We start from the raw sequence: 19,301 nt of genomic DNA on the forward strand, positions 1-19,301 counted from the left end.
GAACCATAAGTGGCCGTTACCGAAGAAACGGATATGTACCCCACCAAACCACTACTCCGCAAAACTCCGATCAAAAAAATAAACCTCCCCAACCTTCAAAACCTCCACCGTCGCCTGCGGCCGCCCACCTTCCCCAGGCTTCTTGCGCCCCGTCTCCCGCAAATACCCCGCTTCAGCCAACTTCAACAACCGCTGGCGAACACTGGTCTTCAACACCGGCCGCGCCAGCACCACCGAAAAAATCGTAGTAGCCTGCGGCGCACTAAACTCCCCCCCCAAAAACATCAACGGCAAACTGCTGTACAGCGACTTGGACAACAACCGCTCCTGCACCGCCGCCACGATCAGGTTGTGATCGAACGGCAGCTTGATACTCCCATCCGCCACCGCATCCAGCGCAAACCAGGCCTGATGCTCGGCCAGAGCCACCTCATCCGCCACAATCGCCAGGTAATAGGTGGACGACGACCAACAACGCGGATCACGAAACGCATCCCCCACGGTGCCCACCTGTTCGCTCCAGGCCAGCTCAAACCCCACCTTGTCACTGGCGCGCAACCGCTCCACGGCATCCTTGAGGCTCAGATCCTGCACGCCGCCATTCACCACCACCCCCGGCAGCGCCCAATGCCCGGCAAAGGGCTCGGCGTCGCGCCTGTTGAGCAGCAGTTTCAATTCGCCGGACGCGCGGCAGTAGGACAGGACGCAAAGGTCGACGGTATGCAGGTAGGCGCTAAGTGGCATGGGACATCCTTATAAGCAGTGGCAGGGCACAGTCTAACGGAACGAACAGATATGTCATGAACTGATACAAGCCTATATAAATAAATGTTTCTTGCCATGAAAGTACATGACGTGTACTTTTGTTTCCAGGCCACAGGAGAACCGCCATGACCCTCGCAAAAACCGCCATTGCTTCATTCGACGTCGATGCCCAGAAGAGCTTCACGCCCCTGTGCCCCAACGAATTGCCGGTGGCCGGCGGTGACCGCATCGGCGCCGAGCTCAACTACATGGCCAGCCTCGCCGGCCACCGCGTTGGCAGCAAGGACGCCCACACCCCGCACGCGCCCTGGGTCGTCGCGCAGCACAGCGAGATGCTCCAGCCCACCGGCCTGGCCCACGCCGATGTGACCTGGGTCAGCCACTGCGTCCCGGGTACCGAGGGCTTCACGCTGCTGGACGAGTTGCCAACCCCGTACGACTACGACTACTTCATCTGGAAGGGTGTCGAACCGGACCTGCATCCCTACGGCGCCTGCTACCACGACCTGCACGACAAACTCTCCACCGGCGTTATCGAGTACCTGAAAGCCCACGGCGTGGTGCGCGTGATTGTCGGCGGCCTGGCCTTGGACTACTGCGTCAAGACCACCGCGTTGCAGCTGCTCAAGGCTGGCCTGGAGGTGGTCCTGCACGTGCCGGCGTGCCGGGGGATCAGCGAGGAGGGCGGCATTCAGGCGCTCAATGATCTGCGTAAGGCCGGTGCTGCAATCAGTAGTACCCGCGAAGAACTGGCCGCGATGGCCACGCGTTAAGGAGACCCACCATGGAAAGTGCCTACGACTACAACGCCCCGGTGATTCAGGGCTTGCTCGACACCGACTACTACACCTTCACCATGATGCAGGCCGTGCTGCACCAGCACCCCAACGTCGATGTGGAATACAACTTCATCGTGCGTTCGCGGGAAAAGCTCGGTCACTTGATCCCGGCACTGCGCGATGAGTTGGAAAAGCTCGCCGGCCTGCACATGCGTGAAGGCGAGTTGCGCTTTCTGTTCAACCCGCGCTTTCGCGAATACCTCACCCCGGATTACGAGCGCTTTCTCGGCTTGTTCCGTTTCAACCTGCGTTATATCCACGTCAGCGAAGTCGACGGCCAACTGAACATCCGCGTCATTGGCCCTATGCTGCACTGCATCATGTTCGAACAACCGGTGCTGGCCCTGGTCAGCGAACTGCGCAACCGCGACAAATACCCTGATGTGACGCTCGAAGACGTCACCCGCAAGCTCTATCAGAAGTTCGATTGGCTGGAGAAAAACCTCGGCCGCGAGGAACTGGCCGACCTGCGGGTGTCCGACTTTTCCACGCGCCGGCGCCTGTCGTTCAAGGCCCAGCGCGAAGTGATCGACATCATGCGCCGCGACTTCCCCGGCCAGTTCGTCGGCACCAGCAACGCGCACCTGGCCTATGAGTTCGACCTGCCGCTGATCGGCACCATGGCGCACCAATGGCTGATGGTGCACCAGCAACTGGGCCGCCTGCGCGAGAGCCAGAACGCCGCCCTGGAAAACTGGGTGCGCGAATACCGTGGGCGCCTCGGTATCGCGCTGACCGACTGCATCAGCACCGAGTTTTTCCTCAAAGACTTTGACCTGTACTTCGCCAAGCTCTACGACGGCCTGCGCCAGGACTCCGGCGATCCCATCGCCTGGGCCGACAAGGTGCTGGCCCGCTACAAGCAACTGGGCATCGACCCGATGACCAAGGACCTGATGTTCTCCGACGGCCTGAACTTCGAAAAATGCCTGCCGATCCTGCGCCACGTGCGCGGCAAGGCGCGGTTCGGCTTTGGCATGGGTACCAGCCTGGCGTGCGACGTCGACGGTGTGGAACCGTTGAGCATCGTGATGAAGCTGGTGCGAGTGCATGGCGAGCCGGTGGTGAAGTTCTCCGATGACCCGATCAAGAACGTCTGCGAAGACGCCTCGTTTTTGCAGTACGCCGCCAAGGTGTTCAATGTCGCCAGCGTGGAGGTGTGACATGCAAACCCAAGAACGTATCGCCCAGGAACTGAATATCGACCGCGCGCTGGTCAAGGGCGGCGAGCCCCACGAGATTCAACGGCGCATCGACTTCATCAAGAGCACGTTGCGCCAGTCGGGCTGCAAGGCCCTGGTGCTGGGCATCAGTGGCGGTGTTGACTCCCTCACAGCGGGCCGCTTGTGCCAGCTGGCTTGTGAACAGATGCGCAGTGAAGGCTACGCCGCGCGATTTATCGCCATGCGCTTGCCCTACAACACCCAGGCCGATGAGGGCGACGCCCAGGCCTCCCTGGGCTTTATCACCCCGGACCAGATCGACACCCTGAATATCGCCGCCAGCGTCGACGGCCTGATGGCCAACCTGACCGCCAGCGAAGCCAGTGTCGCCCACGTCGATTTCATCAAGGGCAACGTCAAGGCGCGCGCGCGGATGATCGCGCAGTACGCCGTGGCCAATCTGCACCACGGCCTGGTCGTCGGCACCGACCACGGCGCCGAAGCGTTGATGGGGTTTTTCACCAAGTTCGGCGACGGCGCCTGCGACCTCGCGCCGCTGTCCGGCCTGACCAAGACCCAAGTGCGCCTGCTGGCCACGGCCCTGGGCGCGCCGGACAATCTGGTGCACAAACACCCGACCGCCGACCTGGAAGAGTTGCTGCCGGGCAAGTTGGATGAACACGCCTATGGCTGCACCTACGCCGAGATCGACGCCTACCTGATGGGGGAGCCGGTCAGCGAGCGGGTGAGGGGAATCGTCGAAGCCGCGTATGCCAATACCACCCATAAACGCGCGCTGCCAATTACCCCGGGCCAATGATCGTTCCCACGCTCTGCGTGGGAATGCAGCCCTTGACGCTCCGCGTCTGCGTTATTGCGCTTGCAAGTTGCAAAATTCCGACTAATATAACCCGGGTAAAACAAATAATACCCGGGTGATAACCGATGTCTACGCCAAACATTCCCCTGTGCACCGCCTTCGCCAGCCATCAACGCGTGGCGGCGGGTTCCTACGCCCACGTGGCCCACACGCTGTCAGGCCTTGACCTGGCAACCGGCAGTTTCCTGATCTTCGATGATGCCACCGGCACCCAGGTCGATTACCCCTGGCCGGCGGGTTATGCGCCGGCTCAGCCAGAGCCGGTCGTGGCTGCTGACGAGCCGCCCGCCGTGCCCTCGGTGGGGCGGCCAAAGCTGGGCGTGGTCGCGCGCGAAGTCACCTTGTTGCCACGCCACTGGGAATGGCTGGGCCAGCAACGGGGTGGCGCCTCGGCCGCTTTGCGCCGGTTGGTGGATGACGCTCGCAACCTGCACGTCTCCCGTGATCAGATACGCCAGGCCAAGGAGGCCAGCTATCGTTTCATGAGTGCCATCGCTGGCAACCTGCCCGGTTTTGAAGACGCCTCGCGTGCACTGTTTGCCCAGGACGCCGCAGACTTTGCCCACAAGATCGCGCACTGGCCGCTGGACGTGCAGACGTACCTGGCCTGGCTGTCGCGCAATGCCTTTACTGCCCAACCATAATTCACGGATTCGAACCCCCATGGAAGTCACCCAACAACGGCCGTTGTGGCAGATCTACCTGATCTTTCTGGCACCGATGGTGCTGTCCAACTTCCTGCAAAGCTTTTCCGGCACCCTCAACGGTATCTACGTCGGGCAAATGCTTGGCACCCAGGCGCTGGCGGCCGTGTCGGGGATGTTCCCCATTGTGTTTTTCTTTATCGCCCTGGTGATTGGCCTGGGGGCCGGTGCCTCGGTGCTGATCGGCCAGGCCTGGGGTGCGCAGGAGACCGGGTTGGTCAAGGTGATAACCGGCGCAACCCTGACCCTGGGTGCGTTGGTGGGGGTAGTCGCGGCGGTGCTTGGCAGCCTGTTCGCGCGCCCGGCGTTGCAAGCGTTGGGCACGCCGATTGACGTGTTGGACGATGCGGTGGGGTATGCGCAGATGATGATGTTGATCATGCCGCTGCTGCTGGTTTTTATCCTGTATACCCAGTTGTTGCGCGGTGTCAGCGATACGGTTTCGCCGTTGCTGGCGCTGGTGGTTTCCACCCTGGTGGGCCTGCTGCTGACCCCGGCGCTGATTCGCGGCTGGATCGGCTTGCCGCCCATGGGCATCCAGAGCGCGGTGTTTGCCGGGCTGGTGGGCAATGCCCTGGCCATGCTGTTTCTGGTCCTGCGCCTGCGTCACAAGAACCACGTGATGGCGCCCGACCGCGAACTGCTCGCCGCCTTGCGCCTGGACCGCGTGATCCTCGGCAAAGTCCTGCGTATCGGCCTGCCTACCGGCTTACAGATGGTGGTGTTGTCGCTGTCGGAACTGGTCATCCTCGCCCTGGTCAACGGCCACGGCTCCCAAGCCACGGCGGCCTATGGTGCGGTGACGCAGATCGTCAATTACGTGCAGTTCCCGGCGTTGTCGATTGCCATCACCGCGTCGATCCTCGGTGCCCAGGCCATTGGCGCGGGGCGCCTGGAGCGCATCGGGCCGATCCTGCGCACCGGGCTGCTGATCAACACCTGCCTCACCGGCGGCCTGATCGTGCTGGGTTATGGGCTGTCGCACTGGTTGCTCGGTTTGTTCATCACCGACGACGTGGCGCGGGTCAACGCCGAGCACCTGCTGCATATCATGCTGTGGAGCATCCTGGTGTTTGGCTTCCAGGCGGTGGTCGGCGGCATCATGCGCGCCAGCGGCGTGGTGTTGATGCCGGTGGCGATTTCGATCTTCTGCGTGCTGTGCGTGGAGCTGCCGATGGCGTACCTGTTCAACGCACATTTTGGCCTGGAAGGCGTGTGGATGGCGTTTCCGGTGACTTACCTGGCGATGCTCGGGTTGCAGGTCGCGTATTACCGGCTGGTCTGGCGGCACAAGCAGATCACGCGGTTGGTGTGAGTTTCAGGCCGCCCAGCAGCAGCTCCAGACTGAGCAAACCCTCTTGCAGGCGCGCGTCCGGGTCTTCATCCCGGGCGATCCACAACGCGGTGCTGACCAGGCTGCCATTGATCAGTTGCGCCAGCGCCTGGCTCGGAACCGGGTGGATCACCTTGGCGTGCATCAAGTCTTCCAGCAATTGGCGCAACGAGGCCACGCAGTGTTGCTGGGAGCCGGTGTCTCCCAGCACGGCAGGGGCGTCTTGCAATACGATGCGCTGGATCTCGCTGTCTTGGGCCATGCCCAGATACGTCCGGCAGCGCTCACAAAAACCGGCCCAGGGGTCCAGGGCTTGGTCGGTGATGTACTGCAAGCGCACATCCATCTCGCTGTCGAGTTGCGCGACCACGGCGGCCAATAGGCCTTTCTTGTCACCGAAGTGATGGTACAACGCACCGCGGGTCAGCCCGGCGCGGGCGGTAAAGTCGTCCATCGAGGTGTTGGCGTACCCCTGAGTGGCGAATGCCTGGCGCGCGCTGGCGATCAGCCGGGCACGGGTGTCTTCGATCATTTCAGCGCGGGCTCGGCTCATGGGGTGGCTCGTTATGGGCAAGTGAGTGATTGACATACGCTGCGTATGTTAAGCATGATTCGCCACATACGCACCGTATGTATTCTGCCTTGCTGGCTTCAGATGGCAAGCCCCAAGGCACAGAGGAAGAGGTCAAGAGAGATGGCAAACCCCTACGCCGCGTTGTTCCAGGTCCCAGGCGCGCGGGCTTTTGTACTGGCCGGGATGCTTGCGCGCATGCCGGTGTCGATGACCGGCATCGGCCTGATCACCATGCTCGCCCAAGTGCATGGCGGCTACGGCCTGGCGGGCTCGGTGGCGGCGGTGTTTGCGTTGGCCACGGCGTTTTGCGCGCCGCAGGTTTCGCGGTTGGTGGACCGTTACGGCCAGGGCCGGGTGCTACCCATCGCCGCGTTGATCGGTGGCGGCGGTTTGTTGATGGTGCTGTTGTGTACCCGCTTGCAGGCGCCGAGCTGGACGTTGTTCCTGTTCGCCGCGCTGGCCGGCTGCATGCCGAACATGTCAGCCATGGTGCGGGCGCGCTGGACCGAGTTGTACCGCGGGCAACCCCAGTTGCAAACCGCGTTTGCCCTGGAATCGGTGCTGGATGAAGTGTGCTTCATCATCGGCCCGCCGATCTCGGTGGGCCTGAGCGTGGTGCTGTTCCCGGAAGCCGGGCCGTTGGTGGCCGCGGTGTTGCTGGCGGTGGGCGTCACCACCTTTGTGCTGCAACGCGAAACCGAGCCGCCCGTGCATGCGCACCACGACCACCACAGCGGCTGGCTGATCGCGTCGCCCTCGGTGCTGATCCTGATGATCCTGCTGCTGGCCATGGGCGTGATCGTCGGCGTGGTGGATGTGGTCAGCGTGGCCTTCGCCCAGCACCAGGGCCAGCCGGCGGCGGCGAGCATCGTGTTGTCGGTGTACGCCATCGGCTCGTGCCTGGCGGGGCTGGCCTTTGGCACGCTCAAGCTCAAGGCGCCACTGCCCCGGCAGTTTCTGTGCTGCGGCGTGGCCACGGCGTTGACCACCTTGCCGTTGTTGCTGGTGACCAACATCCCCGGCCTGGCGGTGGCGATCTTCATTTCCGGCCTGTTCTTCGCGCCGACCCTGATTGTGTCCATGGCCCTGGTGGAGCGCATCGTCCCACCCAGCCGCCTGACCGAAGGCATGACCTGGCTAATCACCGGCCTGAGCATCGGCGTGGCCATCGGCGCCGCCAGCTCCGGCTGGATGATCGACCACTTTGGCGCCCCCAGCGGGTTCTGGGTGGCGCTGGTGGCGGGGGCGGTGGTGTTGGGGTCAGCGGTGCTGGGGTATCGGCGGTTGGGGTAGTCAGCCAATCGTTGGGAACGGCTCCGCGCAGTGATGTTGTAAAAACTCGTTCAATGCCTGGCGTGTCAGATCATTGAGTGTGACTTTTTTGCGGGTCGCGGCCAGGGCCGCTGCCAAATGCAGGTCATGGCCGACCCGAACGTTGAACGATCCCTTGCACGGTTTTTCGGGTGTTTGCCTAAGGGTTTCGCACGTAGCGAGATAGTCGTCCACGGCCTCGCGAAAGGCCGCGTCCAGCTCGGCGACGGTTTTCCCTTCGTAGCTGATCAGTGCCTTGATAAACAGCATCTTGCCGAACAGGCAGTTATCTTCGAGGCTGGCCTCGATAGAGCCGATGTAGCCTTTGTGTTTCAGTTGGTTGTTCACTGAATCAGTTCTCCTGATTTCAATTGTTCGATGATCTGGCGCCGAATGTAGTGTTTCAGTTCGTTGCCGGGGTGAGGCTTGTGCAATGTGATCATTGCCGTCGGGTCGCCGATGTCGAATTTGACGCGGCTTCCGGCCCCCTCAATCTGTGTGTAGCCCAGCCGACGCAGCAGCGTCACGAGCTCGGGCCAAGTGAATGTCATGTGTTCGTTGAGCAGTTTGGCGAGCAGCTTTTCATTTTTGGACACGGCGTTCCCTGCGTGCGACTAAATGTAGTTGCAAAAAGTGGTGTTCGTCAATGCTAGCTCGGCTTCGCCAGCCTTTCCCAGGATTGATGTAACCCTTGATGACACCCGGCTGCACGCCTTCTACCCCGCGCTAATTTTTCCCTCTCCGGTTCGTTTTATAGGGACGACGTGCCTTTGTGCTTCCCGCCTATTGCCCCGGACTCCAAGAAATGAATGCTGAAGACTCCTTGAAACTTGCTCGCCGGTTTATCGGGTTGCCCCTGGAAAAACGCCAACTGTTCCTGCAAGCCTTGCAGAAAGAAGGCGTGGATTTTTCAAGGTTTCCGATTCCGGCAGGGGTGGAGACGGAGGATCGCCAGGCGCTGTCCTACGCGCAGCAGCGCATGTGGTTTCTGTGGCAATTGGACCCGGCCAGTGGCGCCTATAACTTGCCAGGCGCGGTGCGGCTCAAGGGCGCGCTGAACCTGGAGGCCATGGAGCAGGCCTTCGCCAGCCTGGTGGCGCGGCACGAAACCTTGCGCACCGTATTCCAGCGCCAGGCCGACGAGCGGCTGCTGCAAGTCGCCACACCGACCTCGCTGGTCATCGACCACCTGGATTTCAGTACCTTGCCTGCCGCCGAGCGCGAGCCCGCCGTCAGCGCCGCCGCGACCGCACAATCGCTGCAACCGTTCGACCTGGAACACGGCCCGCTGCTGCGCGTGCAACTGCTCAAGCTCGACACGCTAGAACACGTGCTGTTGCTGACCTTGCACCACATCGTTTCCGATGGCTGGTCGATGAACGTGCTGATCGACGAATTCATCCGCCTCTACGACGCCCACGAACGTAACGAAGCGCCGCAGCTGCCGCCGTTGCCGATCCAATACAGCGACTACGCCCTATGGCAACGCCGCTGGCTGGAAGCGGGCGAGCAGGCGCGCCAACTCGACTACTGGCAGGCGCGCCTGGGCGACGAACACCCGGTGCTGGAATTGCCCGCCGACCGCTCGCGCCCGGCCATGCCCAGCTACCAGGGCACGCGGCACAACTTCGCGATCGACCCGGCGCTGGCCGTGCAACTGCGCAGCTGTGCCCAGCAGCACAACGTCACCCTGTTCATGTTGCTGCTCGGCGCTTTCAACGTGCTGTTGCATCGCTATACCGGGCAGGGCGATATCCGTATCGGCGTGCCTATCGCCAACCGCAACCGCAGTGAAGTCGAAGGCCTGATCGGCTTTTTCGTCAACACCCAGGTGCTACGCACCGAACTCACCGGGCAAACCCGCGTTGGCGAGTTGCTGCAAGGCATCAAGGAGCACGCGCTGGGTGCCCAGGATCATCAGGAGTTGCCGTTCGAGCGCCTGGTGGAAGCGCTGAAAGTCGAGCGCAGCCTCAGCCATACGCCGTTGTTCCAGGTCATGTACAACCACCAGCCGTTGGTGGCGGACATCGCCAGCATCCGCACCGCCTCCGGCCTGGAATTGGCCTTGGTGGAGTGGCAGGGCCGCACCACCCAGTTCGACCTGACCCTCGACACCTACGAAAAGTCCGGCACCCTGCATGCGGCGCTGACCTACGCCAACGACCTGTTTGACGCGCCCTCCGTCGCGCGCATGGCTGCGCACTGGATCAGCCTGTTGCAGGCCATGGTTGCCGATGGCGAGCAACGCATTGGCGAGTTGCCGATGCTCAGCGCCGAGGACCACCACGCGCAGGTCGTCGCCTGGAACCACACCGCCGAGGCCTATCCGACCGAGCGCGGCATTCATCACCTGATCGAAGACCAAGTGCAGCGCACGCCAGATGCCCCGGCGCTGACGTTCGCCAGCATCACGCTGACTTACGCCCAACTCGACGCCCGCGCCAATCAGATGGCATACCTGCTGCGCGAGAGGGGCGTCGGCCCGGACGTGCTGGTAGGCATCTGCATCGAACGCTCCATCGACATGGTGGTGGGCCTGCTCGCCATTCTCAAGGCCGGCGGCGCCTACGTGCCGCTGGACCCGGAGTATCCCGAGGAGCGCCTGGCGTACATGATCGAAGACAGCGGCATCACGCTGCTGCTCAGCCAGCACAGCCTGCTGGCGCAACTGCCGACCGCGGGCATCCAGGTGATCGCCCTGGACCAGCCCGCGCCGTGGCTTGACGACTTCAGCACCGAATCACCCGCCGTGGCCATCCAGGCGCTGAACCTCGCCTACGTGATCTACACCTCCGGCTCCACCGGCAAACCCAAGGGCGCCGGCAACAGCCATCGCGCGCTGGTCAACCGCCTGTGCTGGATGCAGCAGGCCTACACGCTGGACGGCAGCGATGCGGTCTTGCAGAAAACCCCGTTCAGCTTTGACGTGTCGGTGTGGGAGTTCTTCTGGCCGCTGATGACCGGCGCGCGCCTGGTGGTCGCCGCCCCTGGCGAACACCGCGAGCCGGCGCGGCTGATCGAGACCATCGGCCGCCAAGGCATCACCACCTTGCACTTTGTGCCGTCGATGCTGCAGGCGTTTATCCATGAGCCGGGCGTGCACGCCTGCACCCGCCTCAAGCGCATCGTGTGCAGCGGCGAAGCCTTGCCGCTGGATGCGCAAACCCAGGTCTTCGCCAAGCTGCCCCAGGCCGGCTTGTTCAACCTCTACGGCCCCACCGAAGCCGCCATCGACGTGACCCACTGGACCTGTATCGATGAAGGCGCCGACAGCGTGCCCATCGGCCGGCCCATCGCCAACCTCGCCACCTACGTGCTCGACGCCCAGCTCAACCCGGTACCGGCCGGTGTCTCCGGCGAGCTCTACCTGGGCGGCACGGGCCTGGCTCGCAGTTATCACCGGCGCCCGGCGCTGACCGCCGAGCGCTTTGTGCCGAGCCCGTTCGTGGCTGGCGAGCGCCTGTACCGCACCGGCGACCGTGTTTGCCAACGCGCCGACGGCGTCATCGAATACCTCGGCCGCCTCGACCATCAGGTCAAGCTGCGCGGCCTGCGCATCGAACTGGGTGAAATCGAGACGCGCCTGATGCAACACCCCGCGGTGCGTGAAGCCGTGGTGCTGGTGCACGGCGGCAAACAACTGGTCGCGTACCTCGTCCACGAGCAGGACGAACCCGCCGACCTCAAGGCCTGGCTGCTCAACAGCCTGCCAGAATACATGGTGCCAACGCACTTCATCGCCCTGGCGAAGCTGCCGGTGACCGCCAACGGCAAGCTCGACCGCAAGGCGCTGCCCCTGCCGGACGCCGCGCCGCAAAAGGCCTACAGCGCGCCGGAAAACCCTTTGCAAACCGCTTTGGCGGCGATCTGGAGCGATGTGCTGGGGGTCGCGCAAGTCGGTTTGGACGACAACTTCTTCGAACTGGGCGGCGACTCCATCATCTCCATCCAGGTGGTCAGCCGTGCCCGGCAAGCAGGGATTCGCCTCAGCCCGCGCGACCTGTTCCAGTACCAGAACGTGCGCAGCCTGGCACTGGTGGCGAGCTTCGAGCAGGCCACGCTGATCGATCAAGGCCCGGTCAGCGGCGCCGTGATCCTGACCCCGGTGCAGCACGCCTTCTTCGCCCAGGCGATCCCGGCGCGTCAGCACTGGAACCAATCGCTGCTGTTGACCCCGCGCGAGGCCCTGGAGCCTGCGCGTCTTGCCGCGGCGTTGACCCAGGTGATCAACCATCACGACGCCTTGCGCCTGCGTTTCGCCCAGCAGGCCGATGGCTGGCAGCAAAGCCATGCCGCAGCCGTCACCGACTCGGCGTTGTGGCAGTCCCACGCCAGCAACGATGCCGAACTGGCCGTCCTGTGCAATGAAGCCCAGCGCAGCCTCGACCTGGAACACGGCCCGCTACTGCGTGCCGCCTTGATCACGCTGGCCGATGGCGCCCAGCGCCTGCTGCTGGTGGTCCATCACCTGGTGGTCGATGGCGTGTCGTGGCGCATCCTGCTGGAAGACCTGCAAGAGGCTTACAACCAAGTAGCCTTGCCGGCAAAAACCAGCGCCTATCAAACCTGGGCGCAGCAGTTGCAGGCCCACGCACACAGCCTCGACGCGCAACTGCCGTACTGGCAGGCGCAGTCGGTCGACGCCGACCTGCCGTGTGACAACCCCCAGGGCGGTCTGCAAAACCGCCTGGGCGACAAGCTCGAAATCCGCCTCGACGCCGAGCACACCCGTCAACTGCTGCAAGACGCCCCGGCGGCCTATCGCACCCAGGTCAACGACCTGTTGCTGACCGCACTGACGCGGGTGATCAGCCGTTGGAGTGGCCAGCACGCGGCGCTGATCCAGCTGGAAGGCCATGGTCGCGAAGACCTGTTCGACGGCGTTGATCTGAGCCGCACCATCGGCTGGTTCACCAGCCTGTTCCCCGTGCGTTTGCAGGCCGACGGCGAACTGTCGAACGCGATCAAATCGGTCAAGGAACAACTGCGCGCCGTGCCCGACAAGGGCCTGGGCTACGGCCTGCTGCGCTACCTGGGCACGGCCGAATCCCGCGACGCCCTGGCCGGCCTGGCGCCGCCGCGTATCACCTTCAACTACCTGGGGCAGTTCGACCGCCAGTTCGACGCGTCCGCGCTGTTCGTCCCGGCCACGCAAGGCAGCGGCCAGGCCCAGGATGCCGAGGCGCCGCTGGCCAACTGGCTGACGCTGGAAGGGCAGGTGTACGGCGGTGAACTGAGCCTGAGCTGGGGTTTCAGCCGCGAGATGTTCCAGGCCTCGACCATTCAACGCCTGGCAGACGATTACCAGCAGGAGCTGCTGGCGCTGATCGCCCACTGCCTCAACCCGCAACACGGTGGACTGACCCCGGCCGATGTGCCCCTGGCCCGCCTGACCCAGGCGCAACTGGACGAGTTGGCATTGGCGCCCCGTGGCGTGCAGGACCTGTACCCGCTGTCGCCGATGCAGCAAGGCATGCTGTTCCACAGCCTGTACCAGCAAGGCCAGGACGACATCTACGTCAGCCAGTTGCGCGCCGACATCCACGGCCTCGACGTGCCGCGCTTCCAGCGGGCCTGGGAACAGGTGCTGGCCCGGCACGACATGCTGCGCACCGGGTTCCTCTGGCAGGACGCGCAGGCCCAAGCGTTGCAAGCGGTCCATCGTGATGTTGCCTTGCCGTTCGCCGAATACGACTGGCAGGCGCGTCCCGACCAGCAAGCAGCGCTGGACGAACTGAGCGAATCCACCCGCGCCCAGGGTTTTGTGCTGGATCAGGCGCCGCTGCTCAGCCTGAAACTGGTGCGCACCGGGCACGACCGTTTCCATCTGATCTACACCAACCACCACATCCTGCTGGACGGCTGGAGCCGTGCGCAGTTGTTCGGCGAAGTCTTGCAGCACTATGCCGGCCAGCCGTTGCCGGCGATCCACGGGCATTACCGCGACTACATCGGCTGGTTGCAGGCGCAGGACGCGTCCCTCAGCGAAGCGTTCTGGAAAGGCCAGTTGGCAACCCTGCACGCACCGACGCAATTGGCGCGCGGCGTCTCGACGGCGCCCGCAGCGCCCAAGGGCAGCCAACATCTGCACCTGAGCCCGGCGCACAGCACGCAGCTCAAAGCCTTCGCGCAGTCGCACAAGGTCACCCTCAACACCCTGGTGCAAGCGGCCTGGCTGCTGTTGCTGCAACGCCACACCGGCCAGGCCACCGTGGCCTTTGGCGCTACCGTTTCCGGGCGCCCGGCCGGTTTGCCCGGCGTGGAACAGCAGGTCGGCCTGTTCATCAACACCTTGCCGGTGATTGCCACGCCGAGCCCGCAACTGTGGGTCGGCGAGTGGCTGCAACAGGTGCAGGCCCTCAACCTCAGCCTGCGCGAGCACGAGCACACGCCGCTGTTCGATATCCAGCGCTGGGCGGGGGCGGGCGGTGTGGCGTTGTTCGACACGCTGCTGGTGGTGGAAAACTATCCGGTCTCCGAGGCGTTGGCCCACGGCACGCCGGCGGGGCTTGCGTTCAGCAATGTGCAGAACCTGGAGCAGACCCACTATCCACTCACCGTGTTGCTCGGCGCGGGGGCGACGCTGGCGTTTGAGTTCAGCTTTGACGTGCAGTTGTTTAGCGAAGATCAGATCCGCCAACTGGCCGAGTCCTTCCAGCACCTGCTGCACGGCTTGAGCCAGCCAACACCTCAGCGCCTGGGGGATGTGCCGGCGCTGACCGACGCCGTACGCCAACAGGTGCTCTACGCCTGGAACGCCACCGCCCGCGACTACCCGTTGCAAACGTGCGTGCACCAACTGATCGAAGAGCAAGCTGCGCGCACACCGGATGCGCCAGCGCTGGTCTTCGCACAACAACGCTTGACCTACGCCGAACTGAATCGCCGTGCCAACCGCCTGGCCCACCGCTTGATCGAAGCCGGCGTGGGCCCGGACGTGCTGGTCGGCTTGGCAGTGGAGCGTTCGATTGAAATGGTCGTGGGCCTGCTCGCCGTGCTCAAGGCCGGTGGCGCCTACGTGCCGCTGGACCCGGAATACCCACGCGAACGCCTGGCCTACATGCTGGAGGACAGCGGCGTCAAACTGCTGCTGACCCAGGCGCATCTGCAGGCACAGCTGCCGATTCCATCGACCCTCGAAACCCTGGTGTTGGGTGAGTCAACCTTCGAAGGCTACAGCGACGTCAATCCGGGCATTGAACTGCACGGCGAAAACCTCGCCTACGTGATCTACACCTCAGGCTCCACCGGCCAGCCCAAAGGTGCCGGCAACCGCCATGCCGCCCTGGCCAACCGCCTGCACTGGATGCAGGAAGCCTACGCGCTGGACGTCAGTGACAGCGTGCTGCAAAAGACTCCGTTCAGCTTCGACGTATCGGTGTGGGAGTTCTTCTGGCCGCTGATGACCGGCGCACGCCTGGTGGTGGCAGCGCCTGGCGATCACCGTGATCCGGCCAAGTTGGTCAGCCTGATCAACGCCGAACAAATCACCACGCTGCACTTTGTGCCATCGATGTTGCAGGCGTTCCTGCAAGAGCCGACCGTTGCCACCTGCCACACCTTGCACCGCATCGTGTGCAGCGGTGAAGCCCTGCCGGTGGACGCCCAGCAGCACGTGTTCGCCAAGCTGCCCCAGGCCGGGCTCTACAACCTCTATGGCCCGACCGAAGCGGCCATCGACGTGACCCACTGGACCTGTGTCGATGAACGCCGCGATGCGGTGCCGATTGGCCGGCCGATTGCCAACCTCGGTTGCTACATCCTCGACAGCAACTTCGAGCCCGCGCCCGTTGGCGTGCTGGGCGAGTTGTACCTCGGTGGCGTCGGCCTGGCGCGCGGGTATCACCGTCGCCCGGCGCTGACGGCCGAGCGTTTTATCGCCCATCCGTTTGTCGCAGGTGAGCGCCTGTACCGCACGGGTGACCTGGCGCGTTATCGCGAAGACGGCGTGATCGAATACGCCGGGCGCATCGACCATCAAGTCAAACTGCGTGGCCAACGCATCGAACTGGGGGAAATCGAAGCGCGCCTGCTGGAACACGACGCGGTGCGTGAAAGCGCTGTGCTGGCGGTCGGTGGCCAATACCTGGTGGCGTACGTGGTGCTGCATGACGCCGCTGATGACTGGCGTGAAGTGCTGGGCGCTCACCTGGCCGCGCACCTGCCGGACTATATGGTCCCGGCGCAATGGCTGGCGATTGAGCGCATGCCCCTGAGCCCCAACGGCAAGCTCGATCGCAAGGCCCTGCCGAAAGTCGACGTGCAGGCGCGTGAATACCTCGCGCCTCACACCGAGCGGGAGCAACAGGTCGCCGCGATCTGGGCCGAGGTGCTCGGCGTGGCGCAGGTCGGCCTCAACGATCAGTTCTTCGAACTGGGCGGGCATTCCCTGCTGGCGACCCAGGCCGTGTCGCGTATCCGCCACGATCTCGGTCTCGAGGTGGGCTTGAAAGCCCTGTTCGATCAACCCGTGCTTGGCGATTTTGTCCGCGCACTGGGTGAAACACAGGTTCAGATCAGTCAGATCCAACCCATCGAACGCGACCAGCCGCTGGCCCTGTCCTACGCCCAGGAACGCCAGTGGTTCCTCTGGCAACTGGACCCCCACAGCGCCGCCTACCACGTGCCCAGCGCCTTGCGCCTCAAGGGCCCGCTGGATCACGCCGCCTTGCAGCGCGCCTTCGACACCCTGGCCGCGCGCCACGATAGCCTGCGCACCCATTTGCAGCAGGACGCCGACCGCACCGTACAAGTGATCCGCCCGCACGTGGCGATCGAACTCACGGTGGTGGAGGCCGATGAGGCCCGCTTGAAATCGTTGGTCGAAGCGCGCATCACCGCGCCGTTCGACCTGCGCCAAGGCCCGCTGATGCGCGTCAGCCTGTTGCGTCTGGCGGCGGACGAGCATGTATTGGTGCTGGTGCAGCACCACATCATCTCCGATGGCTGGTCGATGCAAGTCATGGTGGATGAACTGGTGCAGCTCTACGCCGCTTATAGCCAGGGGCAAACCCTGCAACTGCCGGCGCTGGCGGTGCAATACGCCGACTACGCGGCATGGCAACGCCAGTGGATGGAAGCGGGGGAGAAGGCCCGTCAGCTCGATTACTGGCGCGAACAGCTCGGCGGCGAACAGCCAGTGCTGGAACTGCCGTTCGATCACCAACGCCCGGCGGTGCCAACCCATCGTGGCGCGCGCCTCAATGTACCGCTGCCAGCGCCCTTGCTGGACGGCCTCAAAGCCCTGGCCCAGCGCGAAGGCGTGACGCTGTTCATGTTGTTGCTGGCGTCCTACCAGGTGCTGTTGCACCGCTACAGCGGCCAGCAAGACATCCGCGTCGGCGTGCCCATCGCCAACCGCAACCGGGTCGAGACCGAGCGCCTGATCGGCTTCTTCGTCAACACCCAGGTGCTCAAGGCGGATATCGACGGGCACACCACCGTGCGTGAACTGCTGGCCCAGGTCAAACAGCGTGCCCTCGATGCCCAGGCCCATCAGGACTTGCCGTTCGAGCAACTGGTGGAAGCGCTGCAACCGGAACGCAGCCTCAGCCTGAGCCCGTTGTTCCAGGTGGCGTTCAACCACCATATCAGCCTCGCGGGCGGGCATTTGCAGCGCCTGGGCGAGTTGGATATCAGCCCGGTCGCTTGGGATGAAGCGGTCGCTCAGTTCGACCTGACGCTGGACATCGAAGAGTCGGCGGCGCAACTGCGCGCCTCGCTGAGCTACGCCACCGACCTGTTTGATGTCACGACCATCGAACGCATGGCGCGGCATTGGCAGAACCTGTTGCAGGCGATGGTTGCCGATCAGCAGCAAAGCGTGGCGCAGTTGAACCTGCTCGATAGCGACGAGCAGCAGCACATCCTGCAACTGTGGGACCGCAGCGAGTCCGGCTTCTCAAGTGCCCGTTTGGTGCATGAACTGTTTGCTGATCGCGCCCATGAAAACCCCCAGGCCGTGGCGGTCAAGTTCGACTCGCAGACCCTCAGCTACGGCGAGCTGGAGCGTCAGGCCAACCGTTTGGCCCATGCGCTGATCGCCCGTGGCGTTGGCCCGGAAGTGCGCGTGGCGATTGCCATGCCGCGCTGTGCCGAGAGCCTGGTGGCGTTTCTTGGTGTGATGAAATCCGGTGGTGTGTATGTGCCGCTGGACATCGAATACCCGCGTGACCGCCTGTTGTACATGATGGAAGACAGCCGCGCGCAACTTCTGTTGACGCACTCCAGTGCCTTGCAGCAATTGTCGATTCCCGAGGGCCTTGAGGTGCTGGCGATTGATCGTACCGAGGACTACGCCGAGACCGCGCCGCAAGTGGCGTTGGACGGCGACAACCTCGCCTACGTGATCTACACCTCCGGTTCCACCGGCATGCCTAAAGGCGTGGCGGTGTCCCACGGCCCATTGGTGGCGCACATCATCGCCACCGGCGAACGCTACGAAACAGGTCCGGCCGATTGCGAACTGCACTTCATGTCCTTCGCCTTCGACGGCTCCCACGAAGGCTGGATGCACCCGCTGATCAATGGTGCCAGCGTGCTGATCCGTGACGACAGCCTGTGGCTGCCGGAATACACCTACGCACAGATGCATCGGCACAACGTGACCATGGCGGTGTTCCCTCCGGTCTATCTGCAACAGCTGGCCGAACATGCCGAGCGTGACGGCAATCCACCGGCGGTGCGGGTTTACTGCTTCGGCGGTGATGCAGTGGCGCAGGCCAGTTACGACCTGGCCTGGCGTGCGCTCAAGCCAACTTATCTGTTCAACGGCTACGGCCCGACTGAAACCGTGGTCACGCCGTTGCTATGGAAAGCCCGCAAAGAAGATCCCTGCGGCGCCGTCTATGCACCCATCGGCACCTTGCTGGGCAACCGCAGCGGCTACGTATTGGACGCCCAACTCAACCTGCAACCCATCGGCGTGGCCGGTGAGTTGTACCTGGGCGGCGAGGGCGTTGCGCGGGGTTACCTGGAACGTCCGGCGCTCACCGCTGAACGCTTCGTGCCGGACCCGTTCGGCAAGCCCGGCAGCCGCGTGTACCGCAGTGGCGACCTGACCCGTGGCCGTCCCGACGGCGTGGTCGATTACCTCGGCCGCGTCGATCACCAAGTGAAAATCCGTGGCTTCCGTATCGAACTGGGGGAAATCGAAGCGCGCTTGCGCGAACAGGACAGCGTCGGCGAAACCGTGGTGGTGGCCCAGGACGGCCCGACCGGCAAGCAACTGGTGGCCTACGTGGTCCCGGCCGACGCCAACCTGGCCGACACCGCCGCCTTCCGCGACACCCTGCGCCGCGCCCTGAAAACCCGCCTGCCGGACTACATGGTGCCCGCGCACTTCATGTTCCTCGCGCAGATGCCGCTGACCCCCAACGGCAAGCTGGACCGCAAGGGCTTGCCCGAGCCGGACGCCAGCCAGTTGCAGCAACACTACGTGGCCCCCGAAACCGCGCTGGAGCAGCAGATCGCCGCCATCTGGGCCGACGTGCTGCGCCTTGAGCAAGTGGGCCTGAACGACAACTTCTTCGAAGTCGGCGGCCATTCGCTGCTTGCGATCCAGATCACCTCGCGGGTGCAGGCCGAATTGGGCCTGGAAGTGCCGCTGGTGGAAGTGTTCCAGACCGAAACGCTGCGCGCCTACGTCCAGGCCGCCGCAACCTTCCGTGCCGGCAGCGCGGAAGACTTTGATGATCTTCGTGACTTTTTGAGCGAACTAGAGGCGATTTGAA

The 19,301-nt window shown here is 63.8% G+C and carries 11 protein-coding genes; 7 read left to right on the forward strand and 4 right to left on the reverse strand.

Going from position 1 to position 19,301, the window contains the following annotated elements; all coding sequences use genetic code 11:
* Nucleotides 1–51: 51 nt before the first annotated feature.
* A complete protein-coding gene (locus DBR46_RS28120; protein ID WP_124529389.1) occupies nucleotides 52–744 on the reverse strand; it encodes an NUDIX hydrolase in 693 nt (230 codons plus the stop codon).
* Nucleotides 745–890: 146 nt separating this feature from the next.
* Between DBR46_RS28120 and DBR46_RS28125 the strand changes: the two genes are divergently transcribed.
* The 5 genes from DBR46_RS28125 (at nucleotide 891) to DBR46_RS28145 (ending at nucleotide 5,666) form a co-directional block, all read left to right on the forward strand.
* Nucleotides 891–1,538 (forward strand): nicotinamidase, encoded by a 648-nt coding sequence (locus tag DBR46_RS28125; protein ID WP_124529391.1) that lies wholly within the window; start codon nucleotides 891–893, stop codon nucleotides 1,536–1,538.
* 11 nt (nucleotides 1,539–1,549) lie between these two features.
* A complete protein-coding gene (pncB, locus tag DBR46_RS28130; RefSeq protein WP_124529393.1) occupies nucleotides 1,550–2,767 on the forward strand; it encodes a nicotinate phosphoribosyltransferase in 1,218 nt (405 codons plus the stop codon).
* Nucleotide 2,768: 1 nt separating this feature from the next.
* Complete coding sequence (gene nadE / locus DBR46_RS28135) at nucleotides 2,769–3,587, forward strand: ammonia-dependent NAD(+) synthetase (RefSeq protein WP_124529395.1); 819 nt, start codon at nucleotides 2,769–2,771, stop codon at nucleotides 3,585–3,587.
* Nucleotides 3,588–3,712: 125 nt separating this feature from the next.
* Nucleotides 3,713–4,291 carry a DUF2239 family protein gene (locus DBR46_RS28140; protein WP_124529397.1) on the forward strand — a complete coding sequence of 193 codons (579 nt, stop codon included), beginning with the start codon at nucleotides 3,713–3,715 and terminating at the stop codon, nucleotides 4,289–4,291.
* Between the two features lie 19 nt (nucleotides 4,292–4,310).
* Nucleotides 4,311–5,666, forward strand: a complete 1,356-nt coding sequence (locus tag DBR46_RS28145; RefSeq protein ID WP_124529399.1) for an MATE family efflux transporter — start codon at nucleotides 4,311–4,313, stop codon at nucleotides 5,664–5,666.
* Here DBR46_RS28145 and DBR46_RS28150 read toward each other — a convergent pair.
* Nucleotides 5,650–6,237 (reverse strand): TetR/AcrR family transcriptional regulator, encoded by a 588-nt coding sequence (locus DBR46_RS28150; RefSeq protein WP_124529401.1) that lies wholly within the window; start codon nucleotides 6,235–6,237, stop codon nucleotides 5,650–5,652. The two genes, DBR46_RS28145 and DBR46_RS28150, sit on opposite strands and share 17 nt — an antisense overlap.
* 141 nt (nucleotides 6,238–6,378) lie before the next feature.
* Between DBR46_RS28150 and DBR46_RS28155 the strand changes: the two genes are divergently transcribed.
* Nucleotides 6,379–7,551, forward strand: coding sequence for an MFS transporter (locus tag DBR46_RS28155; protein ID WP_124529403.1), 1,173 nt, complete (start codon nucleotides 6,379–6,381; stop codon nucleotides 7,549–7,551).
* Here DBR46_RS28155 and DBR46_RS28160 read toward each other — a convergent pair whose 3' ends face one another.
* A complete protein-coding gene (locus DBR46_RS28160; RefSeq protein WP_124529405.1) occupies nucleotides 7,552–7,917 on the reverse strand; it encodes a type II toxin-antitoxin system HicB family antitoxin in 366 nt (121 codons plus the stop codon).
* Entirely contained in the window at nucleotides 7,914–8,165 is a 252-nt protein-coding gene (locus tag DBR46_RS28165; RefSeq protein WP_124529407.1) for a type II toxin-antitoxin system HicA family toxin, read from the reverse strand. Before DBR46_RS28165 ends, DBR46_RS28160 begins: the two co-directional genes overlap by 4 nt.
* A gap of 209 nt (nucleotides 8,166–8,374) precedes the next feature.
* Between DBR46_RS28165 and DBR46_RS28170 the strand changes: the two genes are divergently transcribed.
* Nucleotides 8,375–19,300: a non-ribosomal peptide synthase/polyketide synthase gene (locus DBR46_RS28170; RefSeq protein WP_124529409.1), complete on the forward strand. Its 10,926-nt coding sequence runs from the start codon at nucleotides 8,375–8,377 to the stop codon at nucleotides 19,298–19,300.
* The last annotated feature ends 1 nt before the right edge of the window (nucleotide 19,301 follow it).

Origin of the sequence: Pseudomonas sp. KBW05 (assembly GCF_003852405.1) — a bacterium.
Taxonomy (GTDB): domain Bacteria; phylum Pseudomonadota; class Gammaproteobacteria; order Pseudomonadales; family Pseudomonadaceae; genus Aquipseudomonas.

Coding starts and splice junctions, on each gene's coding strand:
- pncB (WP_124529393.1), top strand. CDS start 1,550: ATGGAAAGTGCCTACGACTACAACGCCCCGGTGATTCAGGGCTTGCTC.
- DBR46_RS28140 (WP_124529397.1), top strand. CDS start 3,713: ATGTCTACGCCAAACATTCCCCTGTGCACCGCCTTCGCCAGCCATCAA.
- DBR46_RS28150 (WP_124529401.1), bottom strand. CDS start 6,237: ATGAGCCGAGCCCGCGCTGAAATGATCGAAGACACCCGTGCCCGGCTG.
- DBR46_RS28170 (WP_124529409.1), top strand. CDS start 8,375: ATGAATGCTGAAGACTCCTTGAAACTTGCTCGCCGGTTTATCGGGTTG.
- DBR46_RS28155 (WP_124529403.1), top strand. CDS start 6,379: ATGGCAAACCCCTACGCCGCGTTGTTCCAGGTCCCAGGCGCGCGGGCT.
- DBR46_RS28125 (WP_124529391.1), top strand. CDS start 891: ATGACCCTCGCAAAAACCGCCATTGCTTCATTCGACGTCGATGCCCAG.
- nadE (WP_124529395.1), top strand. CDS start 2,769: ATGCAAACCCAAGAACGTATCGCCCAGGAACTGAATATCGACCGCGCG.
- DBR46_RS28145 (WP_124529399.1), top strand. CDS start 4,311: ATGGAAGTCACCCAACAACGGCCGTTGTGGCAGATCTACCTGATCTTT.
- DBR46_RS28120 (WP_124529389.1), bottom strand. CDS start 744: ATGCCACTTAGCGCCTACCTGCATACCGTCGACCTTTGCGTCCTGTCC.